This is a genomic window from Streptomyces sp. PA03-1a (genome assembly GCF_033792805.1).
Taxonomy (GTDB): Bacteria; Actinomycetota; Actinomycetes; order Streptomycetales; family Streptomycetaceae; genus Actinacidiphila.
The window spans coordinates 19,702-38,672 of sequence record NZ_JARAVO010000041.1 but is presented as its reverse complement, the minus strand read 5'-3'; the positions used below and the strand labels follow the sequence as shown (position 1 = coordinate 38,672).

The following is an 18,971-nucleotide window of genomic DNA, read 5'->3' as shown; positions in this document are numbered from 1 at the left end:
CGGATGGCCGACGCTGTGGACCGATCGCGGGGGTTCTGGGATCGCGAAGCCGGTTGGCGTGGACGATCAGACTTAAGGCTTGTAGCCGGGAGGTGTATTGATCAGACTCGTGGCTGAAATCGCCAGCTGGCGAATCGCGCCATTACCGGCCCGACGGCCCGCCGAGCGGTTGGGACCAGGAGGACGCCCGGTGCTCGGCGCCCTCGGGATCGGCGAGTTCGACGAGCGGGTCTATCTCGCTTAACTGGCCAAGCCGGACAGCGCGGGAGATCGCCGAACACCTGGGCACCACACTCAGCCGGATACGAAATGCGGTGGCCCGGTTGGTGGAACTGGGCGACGCCTCGGTGCACGGCTGATTTTGATCGTGCTCCGCCATCGTGCTGTGGCGGGTGGACACCCGCCGGCGTGCACCCATGGCGCTCGGGCGCTAGCGTCTCGTGATCCTGATTGTGTTACTTCGAGGTGTTATTGACGCGTTTCTTCGCGCTGGTCTGGACGAGTCGGACCTTGGCGAGGATCTCGTCGGCGGTGACGGTCCAGGTGAAGGGCTTCGCGTTCAGCGACAGTCGACGGGTCGGGTGTCACCGACTTGTCGTCCGCTGGAAGCGGCGAGGTGACGCATTCGCCGGTTTCGAGGTCGCAGTACCCCGCGACAGCGTCGGACAGCAACTCGAGGGGCTCGAGCGGATCGTACTTGTCACTCATCGTTTCTCCCACGCCGTGCGGATGGCATCCGCGTATGACCGAACGGTCCCGGCACCGGGGACGCCATAACGACCGGCGAGCACCACGAACGGGACGCCTGCAGCCCCCAGACGGAGCGCCGCCTGCTGGTCGCGGCGGACTTGGGCGGCGAACTGGTTCCCGGCCAGCACGGTGCGAACCTCATCCTCAGGGAGACCCACCACGACCGCTGAGGCAGTCATGGCGGCGTGGTCGTAGGTGTCCTGGCGGCCGCTGAACAGGGCGCGCTGCAACCGGCTCATGAGCTCATTGGCGACCCCGTGCTGCTTGGCCAGCTGGAGCAGCCGCAGCGCGTCGAAACTGCTGGCATGGATGCGCTCCATCTCGTACGGCAGCCCATCTTGATCAGCCATGACCTTCACGCGGCGATCCATCTCGAGCGCCCGCTCCAGGCTCACTCCCATCTTCTGGGCGGTGTAGCTCGCAATCCCGGCCGGCTCTTTCGGAGCTGAGGCGTCAAGTTCGAAGGTGTGCAACTCCAGCTCGATCTCGTCCTGGCGTCCCGACCGCGAGATCGCGGTCTCGAGGCGGTGCTTTCCGACGTAGCAGTACGGGCAGGCCACGTCTGCCCAGACGTCGATGTGCAATTTGTCGGTCTGTGCTGCCACCAGATCTCCTTCAGCGGTGCTGCTGCGGTCGTGGGTTCAGGTTTGTGGGGATTGCGATGAGGCGGGAGCCGGCGGTTCGGTGCTCCAGCCGCTGGAGGCCGTCCGGGATTCGTCGAAGTCGATGGCCGATGAGGTGCAGGGCGAGGTTGGGATCGACGGTTGCCGCATCTGGGGTTCGCGCAGCGTTCGACTTCGGGTAGCGCCGTGCGCGCTCGCGGTCCTGCCGCAAAGGGCACCGCAGGGGCCGGGCGGGGGGCATTCCGGAGGTGTCGGGTCCGTGCGCTGAGCGGCTCGGGCCCAGGGACGCCGTAGCGAAAGGTCCACCGTCGGCAGAGCCGTCAACCTCGCGGAGGCTGGTGTTTCAGGTCGAGGCCTTCGTGAGGAGGCGTATGTCCTCGTCGGTGAGGGTGAGGTCCTGGACGGCGAGCAGTCCCGGGAGCTGTTCCAGGTTGCGGGCGCTGGCGATCGGGGCGACGACGGTGGGGCGGGTGAGGAGCCATGCGAGAGCGACGGTGGCGAGCTCGGCGCCGTGTGCCGCGGCGACAGTGTCCAGCGCATCGAGCACCGCGACGCCCCGCTCTGTCGACGCGTACCCGGCCGCGCGATCGGCGCGTGCGCTGTCGACGGTGATGCCAGGACGGTACTTGCCAGTCAGGAAGCCGGTGGCGAGCGAGAAGTAGGGCAGGGCGGAGAGGCCGGCGGCCTCGGCGGTGTCCTGGAGCGCGCCCTCGTAGGTGTCGCGGGAGACCAGGTTGTATTCCGGCTGGATCACCACGTACCGGGCGAGGTTCTCGCGCTCGGCGAAGTCGAGGGATGCCTGGAGCCGTTTCGCGGAGAGGTTCGAGGCGCCCACGGCGCGCACCTTGCCGGCCTTCACCAGGTCGTCCAGAGCTGTGACGATCTCCTCCACGGGCACGGACGGGTCGTCGTAGTGGGAGTAGTAGAGGTCGATGTGGTCAATGCCGAGGCGGCGCAGCGACTGCTCGGCCGCGGCCTTGATGTTGGACGCGGACAGGCCCTTGTAGTCCGGGTGCAAACCGACCTTGGTGGCCACTATGACCTTGTCGCGGTTGCCGCGTGCGGCCAGCCACTTGCCGATGACGGTCTCGGACTCACCGCCCTTGAGACCTTCGATCCAGGCCGAATAGACGTCGGCAGTGTCGAGGAAGTTGCCGCCGGCCGCGGTGTAGGCGTCGAGCACGGCGAAAGAATGCTTCTCTTCGGCCGTCCAGCCGAAGACGTTGCCACCGAGGGCGAGGGGGAAGACGGCGAGGTCGGACGTGCCAAGTTTGTGGAGTGCAGTCACGACGGGCATATCCTTTCGGCTCGTGAGGGTGCGGTGCTGGCGCGGCAGGTGGGACCAGTGGCGGAGGCGGTGCGGCGGGAATACGCATGGGTGCCCGGTAGCTTGCAGCCTGTGCACAAAACGACCGCGTCGACCGCGTTGGCACCTGGCGCGTAGGCCCACTGTGCAGGAGCGCGACGAGGGTTACAAAAGGCATGTCTATGTTCCTGAGGAACATCGGAAGGGCGTCATCAGTGAGCAACCATGAGGGCCAGGCGGCCTCCACTGGCGCGACGAGGGCGAACGTAGTGCGCCTCTCGGGCCCGTGCGAGCGCTGGGCGCAGGACGCGGACTTCATTCGCGAGATCCTCGACCTGGTGGGCGACAAGTGGAGCATGCTGGTCATCGGCGCCCTGGCCGACGGCGACGCTCGCTACTCGGACCTCGACACCGAGATCCCCGCCATCTCCCGGCGCATGCTCACCCTCACCCTCAAGCACCTTCAGCGCAGCGGGCTGGTCGAGCGCACCGCCTACGCGGAGGTGCCGCCCCGCGTCGTCTACTCCCTCACCAGCCTCGGCACCTCCCTGCTCTCCGCCATCGAGCACCTGGCCGCCTGGTGCGCCGAACAGCACACCGAGATCCGACGCCACCAGGACGCGTACGACACGAACGCCGCCACACGGAGTGCGTGACCGGCGTGAGGCGGAGTGGATCCCGTGCCACCGTGAAGTTTCGAAGATCACTTCCAGTGGTTGTTGAGCACGAGAGCGGCGCGGGCCATGTCGCCAATGCGGCTGGGGCCGAGGCTGATGTGCTCGAACGCACGCCAGCGTTCCTTGAGTTCGGCGGCGGTGCGCTCGCCGAGCGCTCGGATGTGCCTGATCAGCTCGTTCATCATGCGGGTATCGACGGGAAGGGCCTTCTCGGACTGGCCTTGGGGCGGCGGACCGGAACGCGGATGCCGATCCTGGCTCCGATGTAGCCCTTGTCCGCCAGGGTGGGCACGCCGTCAGCGGCGGCCTTGTGCAACGCGGGCAGCGCGTGCAGGCAGGCGACGGTGATGTCCGGGGTGGGGCCCGGCTCGACATCGGAGACTCATAGCGGGGTGCCGTCCGGAGCGGACAGGAATGGATGTTGCCGCCGAAGCTCTTGTGCTTCTGGCGGAAGCACAGGTCGTTGCCGTTCTCACGGACCCCGGAGGCCCAGCCGGATCTATGAGGGTGCCGTCCAGCACCACATGCGTCATGCTCTGGCGCGGCAGCGGTCCAACACCTCATGGGAGACCGGGGCTTGGTCGGCGGGGTCTTCGATGCCGTCGTGCAGATAGCGGTAGCCGGCGGCCTGGATGATCCCGACCTCCCGGGCCAGGCAGTGAACGCAGCCGCGTCACAGAACCAGCGCGGCACCAGCACCGCTTAACGGAACGAGCCCCGCGCCCGCGCGCCGCGCGAGGTAAGCCCTTGGTCGATTCGGGGCACGCACCGCACGATATTACTGTTCTCTGCCCGACCCGTCATTAGGCTACTACGCTGCCCGACTTTTGCGGGAATCCGGCATAGCTGTTCGTGAGCGTCGACACCCTATGACCGTGGCGCGCCTGCTCTTTTGATGGAGGGAATTGCAGCCTGAACCGTTAACGGATATCAGAATTGCGGCCTGGACTTGTCGAAATTGCTGGCGAACCTTCTGCTTCGCAGCTAAAGCCGAATCGGTCGACGGTGGTCGTACCGATCGCCTCAAGGCCGCAGAAGGGTGTACGGGGCGGGGATGGCCTTTGGAGTTGGATTGCTGTACGCCGATCCTTCTCCGGACCCGCACACGCGACATCCCTCACCAAAGCGCGCATAACGATGGCGTTCCAGACCAGCCCTGTGAGGGGTCCCGGCTCACGCGAGCCGGGACCCCTCCGAACGGGCGTGGACTACTGGTTGATGCGGCTCATGTCGGCGTACCGGTCGCCGACCGGTGCCGCCACCTCGGACAGCCGATCCAGCTGCTCGGCCGAGAGCACCAGCTCGTCCGCCACCACGTTCTGCTCCAGGTTGGCGACCCGGCGCGTGCCAGGGATGGGCGCGATGTCGTCGCCTTGCGCGAGCAGCCACGCGAGCGCAACCTGAGCGGGCGTCGCGCCGAGCTGCTTGGCGATGCCGTCCACCTGTTCCACGATCCGGATGTTCGCCTCCAGGTTGTCCCCCTCGAAGCGCGGGTTGGACCGGCGCCAGTCGTCGGCGTCGAACTGGTCGAGCGAGCGGATCGTACCGGTGAGGAAGCCGCGGCCGAGCGGCGAGTAGGGCACGAAGCCGATGCCGAGCTCGCGCACGGTGGGGAGCACTTCGGCGTCGGGGTCGCGCGTCCACAGCGAGTACTCGGTCTGGATGGCGGTCACCGGGTGCACGGCGTGCGCACGCCGGATGGTGGCGGGCGCGGCCTCCGACAGCCCGTAATGGCGGATCTTGCCTTCCTCGATCAGCTCGGAAAGCGCCCCGACCGTGTCCTCGATCGGCGTCTCAGGGTCTATCCGGTGCTGGTAGTAGAGGTCGATGTAGTCGGTGTTCAGGCGTCGCAGCGAGCCCTCGACCGCCCGCCGCACATTCTCGGGGGTACCGTTCAGCCCGAGGACCGGCTCACCGTTCTCCTCGGGCACGAGGTGGTTGATCTGACCGAACTTGGTGGCGATGACCACCTCGTCACGGCGGCCGGCGAACGCCTTGGCGAGCAGTTCCTCGTTCGTGTACGGACCGTAAATCTCGGCGGTGTCGAAATAGGTGACGCCCAGCTCCATGGCGCGGTGGATCGTGACGATCGACCCGGGGTCGTCGGTGCCGGCGCCGGTGTAGCCCCCGGACATACCCATGCAGCCGAGGCCCAGACGCGAGACCTCGAGCCCCTCGCCTCCCAGTGTGATCTTCTTCATGCGGATAGCCTTTCCTGATAGAGACCGATCTCGTATTCGATGGCGGCGAGGCTCGCCGTTTCCTTGAGCCCTTCCATTGCTGGGCATATCCCGGCAAGTGAGGGTGCGGCGCTTGCGCGGAGGTGTGAACAGTGCCGGAGGCGACGAGACGGGAATGCGCCGCCTGTAGTGCCCGGTGGTTTCCGCCCTGTGCGCAGAGAGTGATCGCTTCGACCGGTGTGTTGACGCCCGGTGCGTAAGTCCACTGTGCAGGAGCGCGACGATGGTTACAAAAGGTACTTTTATGTTCCTGAGGGGCACCGGAATTAGGCACCTTCGTGGATGGCGAAGACTGTGCCCCCTACCGAATCGCTGCGTAACGCGGCGGCATCCACAAGGCAATCCACCGCCTTCGTGATCTGCCACATCCACCATCCGCACGAGCAGGGTGGCCGGCCTCAGATGGCCCCGCGCCGACTGCCGAGTGCGGTAAGCCCGGTCATTTCCGGTGCCGGTGCGGGGAACAGGGCGTCGCCCAGGTTCCCGGCCGCCCGTGCGTCTTGTGTACGGATAACGCCGGGTGGAGGGCCATCCCCTGCCCTCCACCCGGCACCGGAACGCTTCCGCTCGGAGCGTGCCGGGGATAGGGGGCTCAGGACGCACGGACCTCGACGGTGTCGGCAAGGGCGCTGAGTACCTGCCTGAGCTGCGCGACGGCTTCGGTGTCATCGGCCGGGTGGGTCTCGGCGAAGCGGGTCACCGAGCTGGGTATCGCCAGCTTGGCGTCCTCCAGGATCGTGGCGCCGGCGATACCCGCGGACTTGCGGGCGTCGTCCTGGGCCCACACCCCGCCGTATTGACCGAAGGCGGTACCGACGACAGCAGTCGGCGAACCCGCCAGGGCGCTGGAGCCGAACGGGCGGGACAGCCAGTCGATGGCGTTCTTCAGCACGGCGGGCATGGTGCCGTTGTACTCAGGGGTGACGAGCAGGAACGCGTCGGCGCGCGCGGCGCTCTCACGCAGGCGGGTGGCGGCGGCAGGACGCTGCTCGTCGGTGTCGATGTCCTCGTTGTAGAAGGGCACCTCGGCCAGGCCCTCGTAGAGGGTGACCTCGACGCCCTCGGGTGCGTGCTTGACGGCCGCCTCGGCGAGCTGAAGGTTGTGTGAGCCGGACCGTAGGCTGCCGACGAGGGCGAGGATGTGGACAGACATGGGTACTCCATACATAAACGTGCCGACGGAACAAATAAGCACCGCGAGAGGAGTGGATCTCGGTCCGCGGTAGCGAGCAGCGCTACTCGCGCATGGTCAAACCGCCGTCCACCGACAAGATCTGGCCAGTGATCCAACCGGACTCCGCAGACAGCAGGAAAGCGAGCATGGAAGCGAGGTCCTCGGGCTTGCCAAGGCGCGGGAGCGCGGTCTTCTCCAGCAGAGCCGCGCGAACCTCGGGGGGCGTGCCGGCACGGACGTTCTCCGTGAGGACGACCCCGGGGGCGACGGCGTTGCACCGGATGTTCACTTGGCCCCACGCCTGGGCAGTGTGGCGGGTGAGCGCGTGCAGGGCGATCTTGGATGAGGCGTACGCGGCGAGCGCCGATTCCCGCTGCCACGCAGCCAGGGAGGAGACGTTGACGATCGAGCCGCCACCCGCGGCGACCAGCTCGGGCAGGCTTTCGCGGATCACGAGCCCGGCGCCGGTGACGTTGATCCGCATCATCTCGGCCCACACGTCGGGGTCCATGGAGTCCACGCCCTGATCGCGGGCCATGAGGTCCGCGTTGACAGCGGCGGCGACGTTGGCGACGCCGTCGAGCCGCCCGAACCGGTCAGTGGTCTGGGCGACCAAACCGACGATGGAATCCTCGTCCCGAAGATCGAACTGGACCGTAAGCAGCCCATCGGCCGTTTCCGATGCCTGCTCGCGGATCCACGCGAGCTTCTCGACGCTGGTACCGGCCGCGGTCACTCGGGCGCCTTCGGCCAGCAGTCGCAGCACGGTGGCCGCGCCAATGCCCGATCCACCCCCTGTGACGATGAAGACCTTGCCCTTGAGCCCTTCCATTGCTGGGCACATCCTTTCGGCTTGCGAGGGTGCGGCGCCGACGCGGCAGGTCGGAACAGCGCCGGAGGCGATGAGGCGGGAATACACCTTTATGCGCGACAGTTACCGGTATGTGCAGGAAATGACCGCTTTGACCGCGTTGACGCCTGGTGCGTAGGGCCACTGTGCAGGAGCGCGACGAGGGTTACAAAAGGTACGTCTATGTTCCTGAGGAACATCGGAAGGGCGTCATCAGTGAGCAACCATGAGGGCCAGGCGGCCTGCACTGGCGCGTCGCGGGCGAACGTAGTGCGCCTCTCGGGTCCGTGTGAGCGCTGGGCGCGGGACGCGGACTTTATTCGCGAGATCCTCGACTTGGTGGGCGACAAGTGGAGCATGCTGGTCATCCGCGCCCTGGCCGATGGCGACGCCCGCTACTCGGACCTCGACACCGAGATCCCCGCCATCTCCCGGCGCATGCTCACCCTCACCCTCAAGCGCCTGCAGCGCAGCGGGCTGGTTGACCGCACTGCCCACGCGGAGGTGCCGCCCCGCGTCGTGTACTCCCTCACCAGCCTCGGCGCCTCCCTGGTCTCCGCCGTCGAGCACCTGGCCGCCTGGTGCGTCGAACAGCACGCCGAGATCCGACGCCACCAGGACGCGTACGACACGAACGCCGCCACACGGAGTGAGTGCCTGGCGTGAGGCGGAGGCTTGATGTCCGTGTGATCATTTTGCGGACTTCGGGCTGGTCAGCTGGTGGCGGCATGGGCTAGCTGTATTGATCATGAGCGTTGTTCACACTGGCCCGGGATTGATCATGGCGAAGACCTCCGGTGTGGTGGAGCTGTTTAGGACTGCACCACCCGGAGGTCTTCGTGCCCCTCCGTGATGCCCGGTTGACCGTTCATGTCAGGCGGTCGCTGGTCGAGCGTGTCTGCTCGGGTCGCCCTGTTGCGCATGTGGCCGCCGAAATGGGCATCTCCCACGCCACGGTCTGAACCGGCTGGCCCACCTGGACCGGCCCATCGGCCAGGTCATCCGCCGCTACGAACGCGACCGGCCCGGCAAACTGATCCACATCGACGTGAAGAAACTCGGCCGGATCCCCGACAGCGGCGGCCACAAGGTCCTCGGCCGCCAGGCTGGCCGGGCCCGACGCAGCAACATGGGCTTCGACTACGTCCACTCCGCCGTCGACGACCACAGCCGCCTCGCCTACCGCGAGATCCACACCGACGAGAAGGCCGACACCTGCGCTGGCTTCCTACGCCAGGCCACGGCGTTCTTCGCAGCGTCGGGTATTGGCGACGTCGAGCGGGTCCTGACCAACAACGACTGGCCCTACCGCAAGAGCTTCGCTTGGCAGCAGGCGCTCGCCGACCTCGGCGCGGCCGGCAAGGTCGAACGCTTCCACCGCACCCTGCTCGAGGAGTGGGCCCGGACGGCCGAGCGAAGGCTGGGTCTCGTGGCGGGACCGCGTTCTCGCTGCCAGTGTTTTGTTTGTTCGGTGCAGCCCGCGTGGTGCTGCCTGTCCTGTCGGGGCGGGGTAGCACCACGCGATGGTTCGATCACCGGACACGTCGCACCCTGAAGGGCCCAGAGCAGCGAGGACTCCGAGCACGACTAATGAACTTGAAAGCGTGATGTCGGTTGCTGGGATCAGGTGGTCACCGCTTGCGATTGGGGCTCCACTCGTAAGCTCCTGGTGCCGTCTCGATGACTTCGCGGGGCCAGGTCAGTCGGACCTGTTCCAGGCGCCCGCGATGCTCGGCGATCCAGTCTTCCTGGGGTCGGGTTCCCAGGGCTGTCGTAAGGCGGTCCGGGTCGCTGACCTGGATCGACAGCCAGCCGTCTTCGTGCACGTGGATGTCGAGGCTCAGGCCGCGGTCTCCGCCGATGCTGACCGTCTGGCCTGGTCCCAGGTTGGAGAGCTCCTGCTCCCAGGAGTCCAGGTCATGCTGGAAGAGGTAAAGGTCCAGCCGGGCATCGACGAAACTCGCGGAGACGAGCACGTCCGCGTGCAGAATGTCGTGGCCGGTCAGCACGCCCGGCTGGGACCGTCCTGTGACGCGCACGATACAGCGGTTCCCATCCGGATCGGCGAGGTGGATCAGATCCATCGGAGCAGGTTCCGTCATTGAGTTACTCGCTTTCGTGCGCTGGCGTGGGCTGCATCGTCTCCTATCGCCGGACGAGCGAAACAGTCAGGCCCAGCCCTGGAGAGGCACGTGCCCAGGGGCCAAGCCGGTGCCGGTAAGACAGCCGTCGATCACGTCTGGCCGGTACTGGAGCTTCTTGAGCCGATCCTTGACCGCGCGGGTGACTTGACCAAGGCTGGCGGCGGCAAGGTTGCCGATGTCGCGCTTGACCAGGGACCACACGCCCTCGGTTGGGTTGAGGTCGGGCGCGTAGGTGGGCAACTGAACGACGGTAAGCCACTCGGCGTTCGCGTCGATGAACTCGCGCAGCGGCTTCGTCAGATGCAGTCGGACGTTGTCCCAGATCAGCACGATTGGGCCACCCAACTGGATGCGGGCCCGGACGATCAGATCACGGAAATCGCGCCAGCCGAAGCCCTTCGGCTGGTCCTTGCGCCCGGTGTACTCCCGGACCGCATAGAACAGCCGGGACCGCTCACCAGGCTTGTAGCAGGTCATGCCCACCATCGACACTCGCCCGGACCCGCAGCCGCGCACCCGCACCACCGGCGTGCAGCCCCGGCGGCCCCAGGTCCTGGCACGCGGCGGAGTCATCGACTGCCCGGCCTCGTCCTCAAAGACGATCCAGGCCCCCCGCTCCGCCGCGATGCTCTTACCCGCGGCCATGTCTCCTTCTTCCAGACTTCGACCGAGGTGTCGTCACGCTCGATGGCCCTCCGGGCAGGCTGCTGCCACGACCAGCCATGCCGCTTGAGCAGCAGCCATGTGCCCTCGACCGTGTACGAGACGTGGAACAGGCGACCGATCAGTGTCTTTATCCGAGCCAGGGTCCACCGCTGGTCCACCCAGCCGTGGATCAGCGGTCCGCGCTCCAACTCCCTTTCCAACCGGGCGATCTGCGTATCACTGAGCCTCGGTCGGCCCGGGGATCCCTTCGACAGGACGCCAGCCTTCCCACGCTCGCGCCACTGGCGACGCCACCGCTCCACGGACCGCTCGCTGACCCGCAGCGCGGCAGCGATCTCCCGATTCTTCTGCCCGCCCTCGAAGCGTTCCACGGCCTGCAGCCGAATCCGCTCCCGGGCGGCCCTCCCGGCGTCGGTCAGCCCGCCGCCCTGCGCGTATCTCACAGTCCAGGGCTAGCGGAACGGCCCTCCCACCGTCAGGCGAACGGCTCCGACATCACCCAATCAAGTTCAGTAGCCACCTGCAGAGCCCACTCTCTGCCGGGGACCTTCTCCTGGCCTCATGCTGTGGCTACACCACGAGATCGGCAGTCCCTTGGGATATGGCCCTTGCCACCCTCCCGGGCCAATCCAGTGGCTATTTGTCTAGCCGCATTCGATGCTGCTCTCATAATCATTCCTGCTCCTCGATTTCGCAGCATGGCCAAGCACACATGACCGAGGGCCTCGAAGTCCGTTTCCCCTCCGGACTTCGAGGCCCTCACCCGAGATAGTCATGAAGCCTCGTGCAAGGGCAACGCGTACAACGCTGCCGGGATCAGGGCTGGCTGTCGTCGGCCTCGGAAAGGGCGAGTTGGCGCCAGCCGGGCGAGGTGTTGACGATGCGGCTGCGCCACCGAAGCGCGTACCGCTTGCAGTTCTGGCATTTTGCAGCTCGGTGAGTGCAGCCGGACATGCGCTCGCCGTAGCGGGCGCCAGTGCTCCAGGCGAGAGAGTCGGCGGAGACCAGCAGGTGGCCGTAGGCACTGATTCCCAATGGTGTTTGTCAAGGACTTCGGTGACGCTGGGCGATCAGGTCACGCCGCTGTGCGGCCATGTTGGGGTGGCTCGGTGGTGAAGGTCCGTTGGTCTCGGATGAGGGCCCAGAGGACATCAAGGCGGCGCCGGGCGAGCGCGAGAATCGCCTGTTTGTGGGTTTTCCCCTCGCTTCGTTTGCGCTGGTAGAAGGCCTGTGAGGTGGGGCAGCAGCGGGCGCGACCTGGGCGGAGAGGTAGAACACGCGTAGCAGGCGGCGGTGGTAGCGGTGTGGCCGGCGCATGTTGCCGCTGATCCTGCCCGAGTCTTTGGGCACGGGTGCGAGGCCCGCGACACCGGCAAGCCGGCCGGAGCTGCCGAAGGCGTCCATGTCGCCGCCGGTGCAGGCGATGAATTCGGCGCCGAGCAGGGTGCCGATGCCGGGCATGCTGGTGATCACCGCGGCGTGCTGGTGCTGACGGAACCGGGCCTCGATCGCCGCGTCGGTGCGGGCGATCTCCTCGTCCAGGGCCATCACCGCCCGTGCGAGGGTGTGCACCATGGCGGCTGCCGTCCTCTCGCCGGGAACCGCGGTGTGCTGAGCCTGGGCCGCCTCGACCGCGGCGGCCGCCACCGCTTCGGCGTTGCGAAGCTTGCGGTTCGACAGCCAAGTGGCCAGCCGTGACCGGCCGATGCGGCGGAGTGCTGCGGGCGTCTGATAGCCACTCAGCAGGACGAGTGCGGCTTTGGAGGTGCTGTAGTCGAAGGCACGTTCCAGGGCCGGGAAGTACTCCAGGATCTGCGCGCGGAGCCGGTTGATCGCCCTGGTGCGGTCGGCGGTCAGGTCGTAGCGGCGGGCGGTGAGGATCCGCAGGTCTATCGCGATGTCGTCCCACTCCTGCAAAGGCTGCAGGTCGCGGCGCATCCGGGCCTGGTCTGCGATGACGTAGGCGTCCTTCGCGTCGGTCTTGCCGTCCCCGCGGTAGGAGCCGGAGGCGTGGTGGACCGTCCTGCCCGGGATATAGATGAGTCGCTGCCCGTGTCCGGTCAGCAAAGCGATCAACAGCGCGGCCCCGCCGGCGTTCAGGTCGACTGCCCAGGTCACCGCATCACCGTCGGCCAGGTCCAGCACGTCACTCATCAGTTCCAGCAGCTCGTGCTCGTCGTTCGACACCCGACGCGACAGGACCTTCACCCCGTCCCCATCGATCACCGGGCAGTGGTGCTCGGCCTTTCCCGCGTCCGTTCCCGCCCACAGCTCGGGCACCGGCCTCTCCCCTCGTCGAAACGTGTACTGGTCCCTGCGGACGACCACGCCGACGTGTCCCTACGAAGCGACTGTTCGCGCATCCCAATCAGTGGCCGTGTCGTCGCGGGGCCTCGGGCGGCCAATCAGTGGAAGCCACACCAGTGGCATGAGCCTTTTGAGCCACACCCGAAACCCCTGGGCCTCCCGATCCTACGAATGACCAGGATGAAGCCCACGAACAAGGTAGGGAGGCTTTTCCAACCTCAGCTCGGCGTTGCCAGGTGAAGGGCGAGTACGGCCTTGATCAGGTCAGTGACGCGGGTGGTGCTGCAGCGGAGCTTGCGCAGCAGCCGCCAGGACTTCAGGGTGGCCATCGCCTGCTCGCCGACCGCGCGGATCTTGGCGTGGGTGACGTTGACGTATTTTTGGCCTGCGGAGAGCTTCTCCCAACGGCCGTGGTAGGGGACACGCACGGTGCCCCGGCGCCCTGGTACCCCTTGTCCGCCCAGCACCGGACGTCGGCCTCGGCCAGGGCGTCGATGACGCCGTGGGTGCGGGCGGCTTTGATGTCGTGGACCGCGCCGGGTAAGGCGGGTGAGGCCCACAGCAGGCGCCCGAACGGGTCGGTGATGACCTGGACGTCCATGCCGTGCTTCTTGTGCTTCCCGGAGTAGTACGGGCGGTCGGCGGCGATGCGGTCGATGGGCAGCAGGGTGCCGTCGAGGATGACGAACGCCTTGCGTGCGGCGGTCCGGGCGGCCGTGGCAAGGTCGGGGGCGACGGCGGCCAGGACCTCCACCGCCTCGGTGACGTAGCGGTAGACGGTGGCGATCCCGACACCGAACCCGGCCGCGAGCTGAGCGTAAGTGTGCCCGCACCGCAGATGGGCCAGGACCAGCAGGGCCTGCCGGTCCGCGGGGAGCCTGCGCCACCGCGTGCCACACTCACGGCGTCGGGTGGCCAGCAGGCGGGAGAGGTACCGCAGGGTCGAGGTGGACAGATCGATCCCCGATGGGTAGACAAGCACGTGAAGCTCCGGGCGGGACAGGTTGCTCTTGGTCGAAAATCCATCTACCAGGGGCTTCACCCTTGTGTCAGGCCAACTCCGAGACAAGGGAAGCAGGTTGGAAATGCTGACTGAGTGGACGTCTCATTTCTAACGTTCCGCGGAGCACGGTCTCCAGTCACGAAGCCCCGTGACGCCGGGCCGCCTCACCGGGTGCGGCGACACTGCAGGCCGCGGTGACGCCGGGGAACGTCCGTCCGGCGCCGCGCCCGGCCCTTTCGTTACGCCACCTTCGGCCTGCTCACGTCCGGACGTCGCGGCACGGGACGGTGCCGGACCTCAGCCGGCTGCGAAGAAGTCGAGGTAGGCCTGGGCCAGAGCGGTCGGGTTCTCCAGCGCGATGTTGTGACCGGCCGCGGGGATGACGACGCCGTGGACGTCGTCGGCCACTTGCGCCATCTGCTGTGCTACCGCGTCCCCGAGGTATTCCTCGGCTCCGACGGCCAGGACCGGGCAGCTGAGCGGGTCGGCGTAGTGCGGGCGGTTCTGTTCGGCGTCGGTCTGCCGGGCGCGGTACATCTCCAGGATGGCCCTGGTGCCGCCCGGCTGCTCGGCCGAGTGCACGATCTCGTTGACGTCTTCCTCGGCCAGCGCGCTGGGGTCCCACATCTGGCGGCGGGCGTAGTACGTCCAGAAGGGCCGTTCCCGTCCGGCCAGCAGCAGTTCGGGGATGTGCGGCAAGCCGAAGAAGCTGAAGTGCCAGCCGGTGCGGCCGTCGTCAGGGGCGAGCGAGGGGTCGGGGCCGCCGCCCGGCATTCCCGGGCCGACCGGAAGTCCCGGCAGGAGCGTTTCCTGGAAGACCAGTTGCCGTACCCGGGGCCGGTAGAAGGCGGCGACGGCATAGGCGATGGCCGCGCCCCAGTCTTCGCCGGCGACGCGGAACCGGTCGAAGCCGAGGTGGGTGGCGAGTGCGGCGACGTCGGCGGCCATCGTGGAGGTGTCGTAGCCGCACAGGGGGCGCTGGGAGCCGCCGGCACCCCGGTTGTCGAGCACGATGACGGTGTAGTGCGGGGTCAGCAGCGGTACAACGTGACGCCAGTACGCCATGGTCTTCGGCACGCCGTGCACCAGGAACACCGGCTCGCCGGTGCCGCCGATCGCGTAGTGGATCTCCACACTGTTGACCTTGGGCTTGCCGTGTGTGAGCCGGGCTCCGGCGTGGTCAGTGAGGTTCACCTCAGTGACCTCCTTCTTCTTCTTCTTCTCATGGGCTGTGCAGGCGCAGACCGTGTGGCGGATCTTCCGGAGCGGCGTTTCTTCGCCGCCGTCCAGCCGGTGTCCGCGGTCGGTGTGAAAGCTTCACCCCCATGCAACCGCGCCTCCATCGCCGCTGGTGTCGCGTGCGTCGTGCTTTCCCCAGATGGAGTCCATCTGACGATCAGATGGTGGCAGCGCGGGCGCCTCCGCAGCCGCGCCGCTCCCGGGTCGGCGGGGCCGCGGTCGCCGACGGGCGGCGGGTCAGCCGCCCGTTGAGCGGACGCGCAGCAGCTGATCGGCGAACCGCGCCGCTGCCGGGCTGGTCTCGCCCGCCGGGGGCAGCATCAGGTGGATGTGCCGCTCCAGACGCACGCCCTCGACCTCGACGAACCGCAGGACGCTGTCCGGGTCGGTCAGCACCGGGTACTGCAGGCCGGTCGGAGCGAAGCCGATGCCGACGCCCGCGCCGACCAGTTCGAGGAACAGTTCCCAGTCGCCGACCTCACAGACGACCCGGCGCTGGATCCCCTCGGTGGCGAACGCGGCGTCACTGAGCAGGCGGGCCGTCCACCGCGGGGGCACCTCGACGAACCGCTCGTCGGCCAGTTCCGCGATGGTGACGTCGGACCGCTCCGCCAGGCGGTGATCGGCACGGCAGACGAGGCGCAGCGGCTCCCGCGCGAGGCCGGTCATCCGGATGCCGGGGACCCGGCCGACCGCGGGTCCGATCACACAGTCCAGCTCACCGGTCCCGATCATCGAGATCATCGTCAGCGCGGGCCCGTACTGGAGGCGCAGGTCGATACCGGGGTGATCGCGGGTGAACTCGCCGAGGTAGGAGGCGAACGGCACCAGATGCTGGGCGGAAAGCCCGACGCCCAGACGCAGGGTGCCGATGAGCACGTCACGGGTGTGGTGCACGGCCTCTTCCGCCTGCGCGGCGCTGATCACGGTCCGGCGTGCCGGGCCGACCAGGGCTTCGCCGGCCGCGGTGAGCCGGACCGGCCGGGTCCCGCGGACATAGAGGGGCGTGCCGAGTTCGCGTTCGAGGGCCTGGAGCGAGTTCGACAGGCCCGACTGCACGATGAGCTCTCGCTTTGCGGCGCGGGTGACGCTGCGCTCATCGACCAGCGCCAGAAAGTGCCGTAGCTGTCGGAGTTCCATCGGCCGCCGCCTCCAGGCCTGCATTGCAGTGCATCCGGGCAGTTCCATCTGTCAGACAGATGCAGCCTATCTCCGCACGCTGCCGCCGGATGGCCATCGACGTTCCGACCTGCGTGGTTGACACCGACGAACCGGTAAGGAACATCAAGGACAGGGGATCCACCATGCCGGACCACTCGGCGAAGCACGACGTGCCTCAACCCGCCGGAAGCGGATCGCAGCGGGCCGCGTTCGTCATCACACTGATCTGCGCCGCCCAGTTCGTGCTGCAACTGGACTTCAGCATCGTAAACGTGGCGCTGCCGTCGGTTCAGAGGGAGCTGGGCATGCCCGCAGCGCAATTGCAGTGGATCGTCACCGGTTACGCGCTGTCCTTCGGGTCACTGCTGCTGCCGGGCGGCCGCCTGGCGGACCTGCTCGGCCGACGGCAGGTGCTGACCGTCGGCCTGGCCCTGTTCGGGATCGCTTCGCTGGCCTGCGGTCTGGCGCAGTGGCCGATCATGCTGATCGCCGCCCGGATCGTGCAGGGCGCAGCCGGGGCGATGGTCTCCCCGGCCGCGCTGTCGCTGCTGACGACGACCAACTCGGAAGGAGCAGCGCGCCACCGGGCGCTGGCGATCTGGCAGGCCACCACCGCGGCGGGCGCGACCGCCGGGATCGTGGCCGGCGGGCTACTCACCCAGTACTTCGGCTGGCGGGCTGTCTTCCTGATCAACCTGCCGGTCATCGCCGTCATCCTCGCGCTGGTCCCGCACCTGCCGGCCGGGAAGCGGTCCGGCGGCGGCAGCCTCGACGTGCGCGGGGCACTGCTGGTGACCACCGGCATCGCGGCGCTGATTTTCGGCCTCAGCAGCGGGCAGCAGCACGGCTTCACCACGCCCGCCACCCTCATCGCTCTCGCCCTGGCGGTACTGCTGACCACGGGCTTCGTGTGCGCCGAGAAGCGGTCGACGGCTCCGATGCTGCCCCTGCCGATCCTGGCGGAGCCGGCCCGTCGGGCCGCGATCGCGGCCATGCTGCTGATCGGCGCCATCCTGGCCGGCTACGTGTACTTCGCGTCGCTGTACATGCAGAAGGTGCTGGGGTTCAGCCCGGTGACGACCGGCCTGGCACTGGCCCCGTCGACCGTGACCGTGGTACTCGTCTCCACCTTCGGTACCCGCCGGCTGCTGACCCGGTTCAGCATCAAGACCGTGCTGCTGGCCGGGCTGGCCTGCATGGGCGCCGGGCAGCTGTGGCTCGCCCAGATCACCGTCGGGGCCGACTACCCAGCGGCCGTACTGCCCGGCCTGATACTGACCGCGGCCGGGGTCGGGCTGGCACTGCCGACCGCGTCGATCGCGATCACCAGCGGGGTCCAGGCCCGCGACCAGGGACTGGCCGGGGCGCTGTTCACCACCAGCCAGCAGACCGGCGCCGCGGTCGGGCTGGCGATCCTCGCCGCCGCCGCGGCCTCCACCGGCCACAGCGGCTCTCCGGTGGACGGCTACCGCCTGTCGTTCCACATCGCGACCGCTCTCGCGGTCCTCGCCACGATCATCGTCGCGCACCAGCTCGGCTCGACACCCCGCCGCCTCGAACCCCAACGCCGGCAGCCCGGCCCTGACGGAACGCCCAATGCGCGGACCGCGGCGCAGCTCGACGAGAGGTGACAGGACCGACTGAACGGGGCGTCCATCTCCTGTACGGCGGGGGCCGTCTCGGGCTGATGGGCGCTGTCGCCGACGCCGCGCTGAGCATGCTTCTGGTCTCCCAGCTGTCCCATAGGTGGGGCAGCCGCTGGACCACGGGGGGAAGGTGGTGTGGGCGGAACAGGATCTGCCCAAGGGCAGCTGAATGTCCGGGCTCGGGTGGCGGCCGATCCGGGATCGGTCCGGGACGCCGCGCCGTCAGGCGTTGTCCGGCGTTGGGGTCATGTCCTGGGTGCCGACGACGGAGAGCAGCCGGAGCGCGTTGTGGGAGAGGCTGCCGCGCTCGGCGGTGAAACACACCAGGAACTGGTCGCGCATCGGCACGGCGAGCGTGTCGCAGTTCAGCTGCAGGGTGCCGACCAGGGGGTGCTGCATGGTCTTGCGGTGGTGGGCACCGCTTTCCACGTGATGGCCGTCCCACAGCTCGGCGAACTCGGTGCTCTGCTTGTGTAGTGTGCCGACCATGGTGCGGATCCGCGGGTCGGAGGGGTACCGGCCGGCGGCGGCGCGCAGGTGGCCCACCGCGAGGCGGCCGAACTCCTCGGCTCCGGTCATGCCGTAGTGCCGTGAGGCGGGATCGGGATGCAGGAAATGGCGGAGGATGAGATTGCGCCGGGCCGGTGGGACGGCGGAGAAATCCTCGAACAGTGCCGTGGCGAGTGAGTTCCAGGCGACGACGTCGTAGCGGGCATTGACGACGAATGCCGCGATCTCGGTCATGTGCTCCAGCAGGTTCAGCACCGAGTCCGGCACGTCCGAGCGTGGTCCCGTCGGCGACTCCGGTGCGACGCCCGCGAGTTCGAAGAGGTGGGCGCGTTCGTCCGTACCCAGGCGCAGGGCGCGGGCCAGTTCGCTCAGGACACGGCGGGAGGGGCTGGAGCCGCGTGCTTGCTCCAGGCGCGCGTAGTACTCGACGGATATGTGCGCGAGCCGGGCCACCTCTTCGCGGCGCAGTCCGGGTGTCCGCCGCGCGGTGCCCGCCGGCAGGCCGACGTCCTGGGGTTGCAGCCGTTCCCGCATGGTGCGCAGGAATTCGGCCAGGTCATTGCGGTCCATGCACGCCAGTATCGCTCTCGCCGAGCACGTTGCCAGGTACAGACTGGGCGTGGATGGTCCGGGCGCCGGCCTGCGGAAGGCACCAAACCCGATCCGCGGCACGCC

At 67.9% G+C, this 18,971-nt stretch carries 15 protein-coding genes and 3 pseudogenes; 4 read left to right on the top strand and 14 right to left on the bottom strand.

What is annotated here, in order from left to right:
• Positions 1 to 704: 704 nt before the first annotated feature.
• Together PV341_RS12075 and PV341_RS12070 are read right to left on the bottom strand one after the other, a co-directional pair.
• The gene (locus PV341_RS12075) at positions 705 to 1,355 is read right to left on the bottom strand and encodes a DsbA family oxidoreductase (RefSeq protein ID WP_500329678.1); all 651 of its coding nucleotides are present in this window, start codon (positions 1,353 to 1,355) and stop codon (positions 705 to 707) included.
• Positions 1,356 to 1,716: 361 nt separating this feature from the next.
• Positions 1,717 to 2,661, bottom strand: a complete 945-nt coding sequence (locus PV341_RS12070) for an aldo/keto reductase (RefSeq protein WP_500357653.1) — start codon at positions 2,659 to 2,661, stop codon at positions 1,717 to 1,719.
• A gap of 287 nt (positions 2,662 to 2,948) precedes the next feature.
• On the opposite strand from PV341_RS12070, the gene PV341_RS12065 reads away from it, so the two are divergent.
• Entirely contained in the window at positions 2,949 to 3,335 is a 387-nt protein-coding gene (locus tag PV341_RS12065; RefSeq protein ID WP_500357651.1) for a winged helix-turn-helix transcriptional regulator, read from the top strand.
• 47 nt (positions 3,336 to 3,382) lie between these two features.
• Here the strand turns inward: PV341_RS12065 and PV341_RS12060 are convergent, their stop codons facing one another.
• From PV341_RS12060 to PV341_RS12045, 4 genes are all read right to left on the bottom strand, one after another.
• The gene (locus PV341_RS12060) at positions 3,383 to 3,538 is read right to left on the bottom strand and encodes a hypothetical protein (protein WP_500357650.1); all 156 of its coding nucleotides are present in this window, start codon (positions 3,536 to 3,538) and stop codon (positions 3,383 to 3,385) included.
• Positions 3,539 to 4,564: 1,026 nt separating this feature from the next.
• Positions 4,565 to 5,557, bottom strand: coding sequence for an aldo/keto reductase (locus tag PV341_RS12055; RefSeq protein WP_500329671.1), 993 nt, complete (start codon positions 5,555 to 5,557; stop codon positions 4,565 to 4,567).
• Between the two features lie 631 nt (positions 5,558 to 6,188).
• A complete protein-coding gene (locus tag PV341_RS12050; RefSeq protein WP_500357648.1) occupies positions 6,189 to 6,749 on the bottom strand; it encodes an NAD(P)H-dependent oxidoreductase in 561 nt (186 codons plus the stop codon).
• 82 nt (positions 6,750 to 6,831) lie between these two features.
• On the bottom strand, positions 6,832 to 7,602 hold the full coding sequence (locus PV341_RS12045) for an SDR family NAD(P)-dependent oxidoreductase (protein WP_500329667.1): 771 nt from the start codon (positions 7,600 to 7,602) through the stop codon (positions 6,832 to 6,834).
• Between the two features lie 357 nt (positions 7,603 to 7,959).
• Here PV341_RS12045 and PV341_RS12040 point away from each other — a divergent pair, with 357 nt between their 5' ends.
• Together PV341_RS12040 and PV341_RS12035 are read left to right on the top strand one after the other, a co-directional pair.
• Positions 7,960 to 8,286: a winged helix-turn-helix transcriptional regulator gene (locus tag PV341_RS12040; RefSeq protein WP_500329665.1), complete on the top strand. Its 327-nt coding sequence runs from the start codon at positions 7,960 to 7,962 to the stop codon at positions 8,284 to 8,286.
• Between the two features lie 173 nt (positions 8,287 to 8,459).
• Positions 8,460 to 9,022, top strand: a pseudogene (locus PV341_RS12035) (DDE-type integrase/transposase/recombinase); the annotation flags it as partial.
• Positions 9,023 to 9,251: 229 nt separating this feature from the next.
• Here the strand turns inward: PV341_RS12035 and PV341_RS12030 are convergent.
• The 7 genes and pseudogenes from PV341_RS12030 to PV341_RS12000 all read right to left on the bottom strand — a co-directional run bounded on the left by PV341_RS12030 (position 9,252) and on the right by PV341_RS12000 (position 16,119).
• The gene (locus tag PV341_RS12030) at positions 9,252 to 9,704 is read right to left on the bottom strand and encodes a DUF5959 family protein (protein WP_451636275.1); all 453 of its coding nucleotides are present in this window, start codon (positions 9,702 to 9,704) and stop codon (positions 9,252 to 9,254) included.
• 84 nt (positions 9,705 to 9,788) lie between these two features.
• Positions 9,789 to 10,873 (bottom strand): IS630 family transposase gene (locus tag PV341_RS12025; protein ID WP_500357646.1). Its coding sequence is split into 2 segments (ribosomal slippage): positions 9,789 to 10,426 and positions 10,426 to 10,873, totalling 1,086 coding nucleotides; the frame shifts between segments, so codons are not numbered across the junction.
• Between the two features lie 373 nt (positions 10,874 to 11,246).
• A complete protein-coding gene (locus PV341_RS12020; RefSeq protein WP_500329663.1) occupies positions 11,247 to 11,465 on the bottom strand; it encodes a deazapurine DNA modification protein DpdA family protein in 219 nt (72 codons plus the stop codon).
• Between the two features lie 40 nt (positions 11,466 to 11,505).
• Positions 11,506 to 12,710: pseudogene (locus PV341_RS12015) on the bottom strand (IS110 family RNA-guided transposase).
• Positions 12,711 to 12,955: 245 nt separating this feature from the next.
• Positions 12,956 to 13,719: pseudogene (locus tag PV341_RS12010) on the bottom strand (transposase family protein).
• A gap of 318 nt (positions 13,720 to 14,037) precedes the next feature.
• The gene (locus tag PV341_RS12005; RefSeq protein WP_500357644.1) at positions 14,038 to 14,934 is read right to left on the bottom strand and encodes an alpha/beta fold hydrolase; all 897 of its coding nucleotides are present in this window, start codon (positions 14,932 to 14,934) and stop codon (positions 14,038 to 14,040) included.
• Between the two features lie 282 nt (positions 14,935 to 15,216).
• Complete coding sequence (locus PV341_RS12000; RefSeq protein WP_500357642.1) at positions 15,217 to 16,119, bottom strand: LysR family transcriptional regulator; 903 nt, start codon at positions 16,117 to 16,119, stop codon at positions 15,217 to 15,219.
• Positions 16,120 to 16,208: 89 nt separating this feature from the next.
• Here PV341_RS12000 and PV341_RS11995 point away from each other — a divergent pair, with 89 nt between their 5' ends.
• Positions 16,209 to 17,771: an MFS transporter gene (locus tag PV341_RS11995; protein ID WP_500357640.1), complete on the top strand. Its 1,563-nt coding sequence runs from the start codon at positions 16,209 to 16,211 to the stop codon at positions 17,769 to 17,771.
• 237 nt (positions 17,772 to 18,008) lie between these two features.
• Here PV341_RS11995 and PV341_RS11990 read toward each other — a convergent pair whose 3' ends face one another.
• Positions 18,009 to 18,866, bottom strand: coding sequence for a helix-turn-helix transcriptional regulator (locus PV341_RS11990; protein WP_500357638.1), 858 nt, complete (start codon positions 18,864 to 18,866; stop codon positions 18,009 to 18,011).
• Positions 18,867 to 18,971 lie beyond the last annotated feature (105 nt).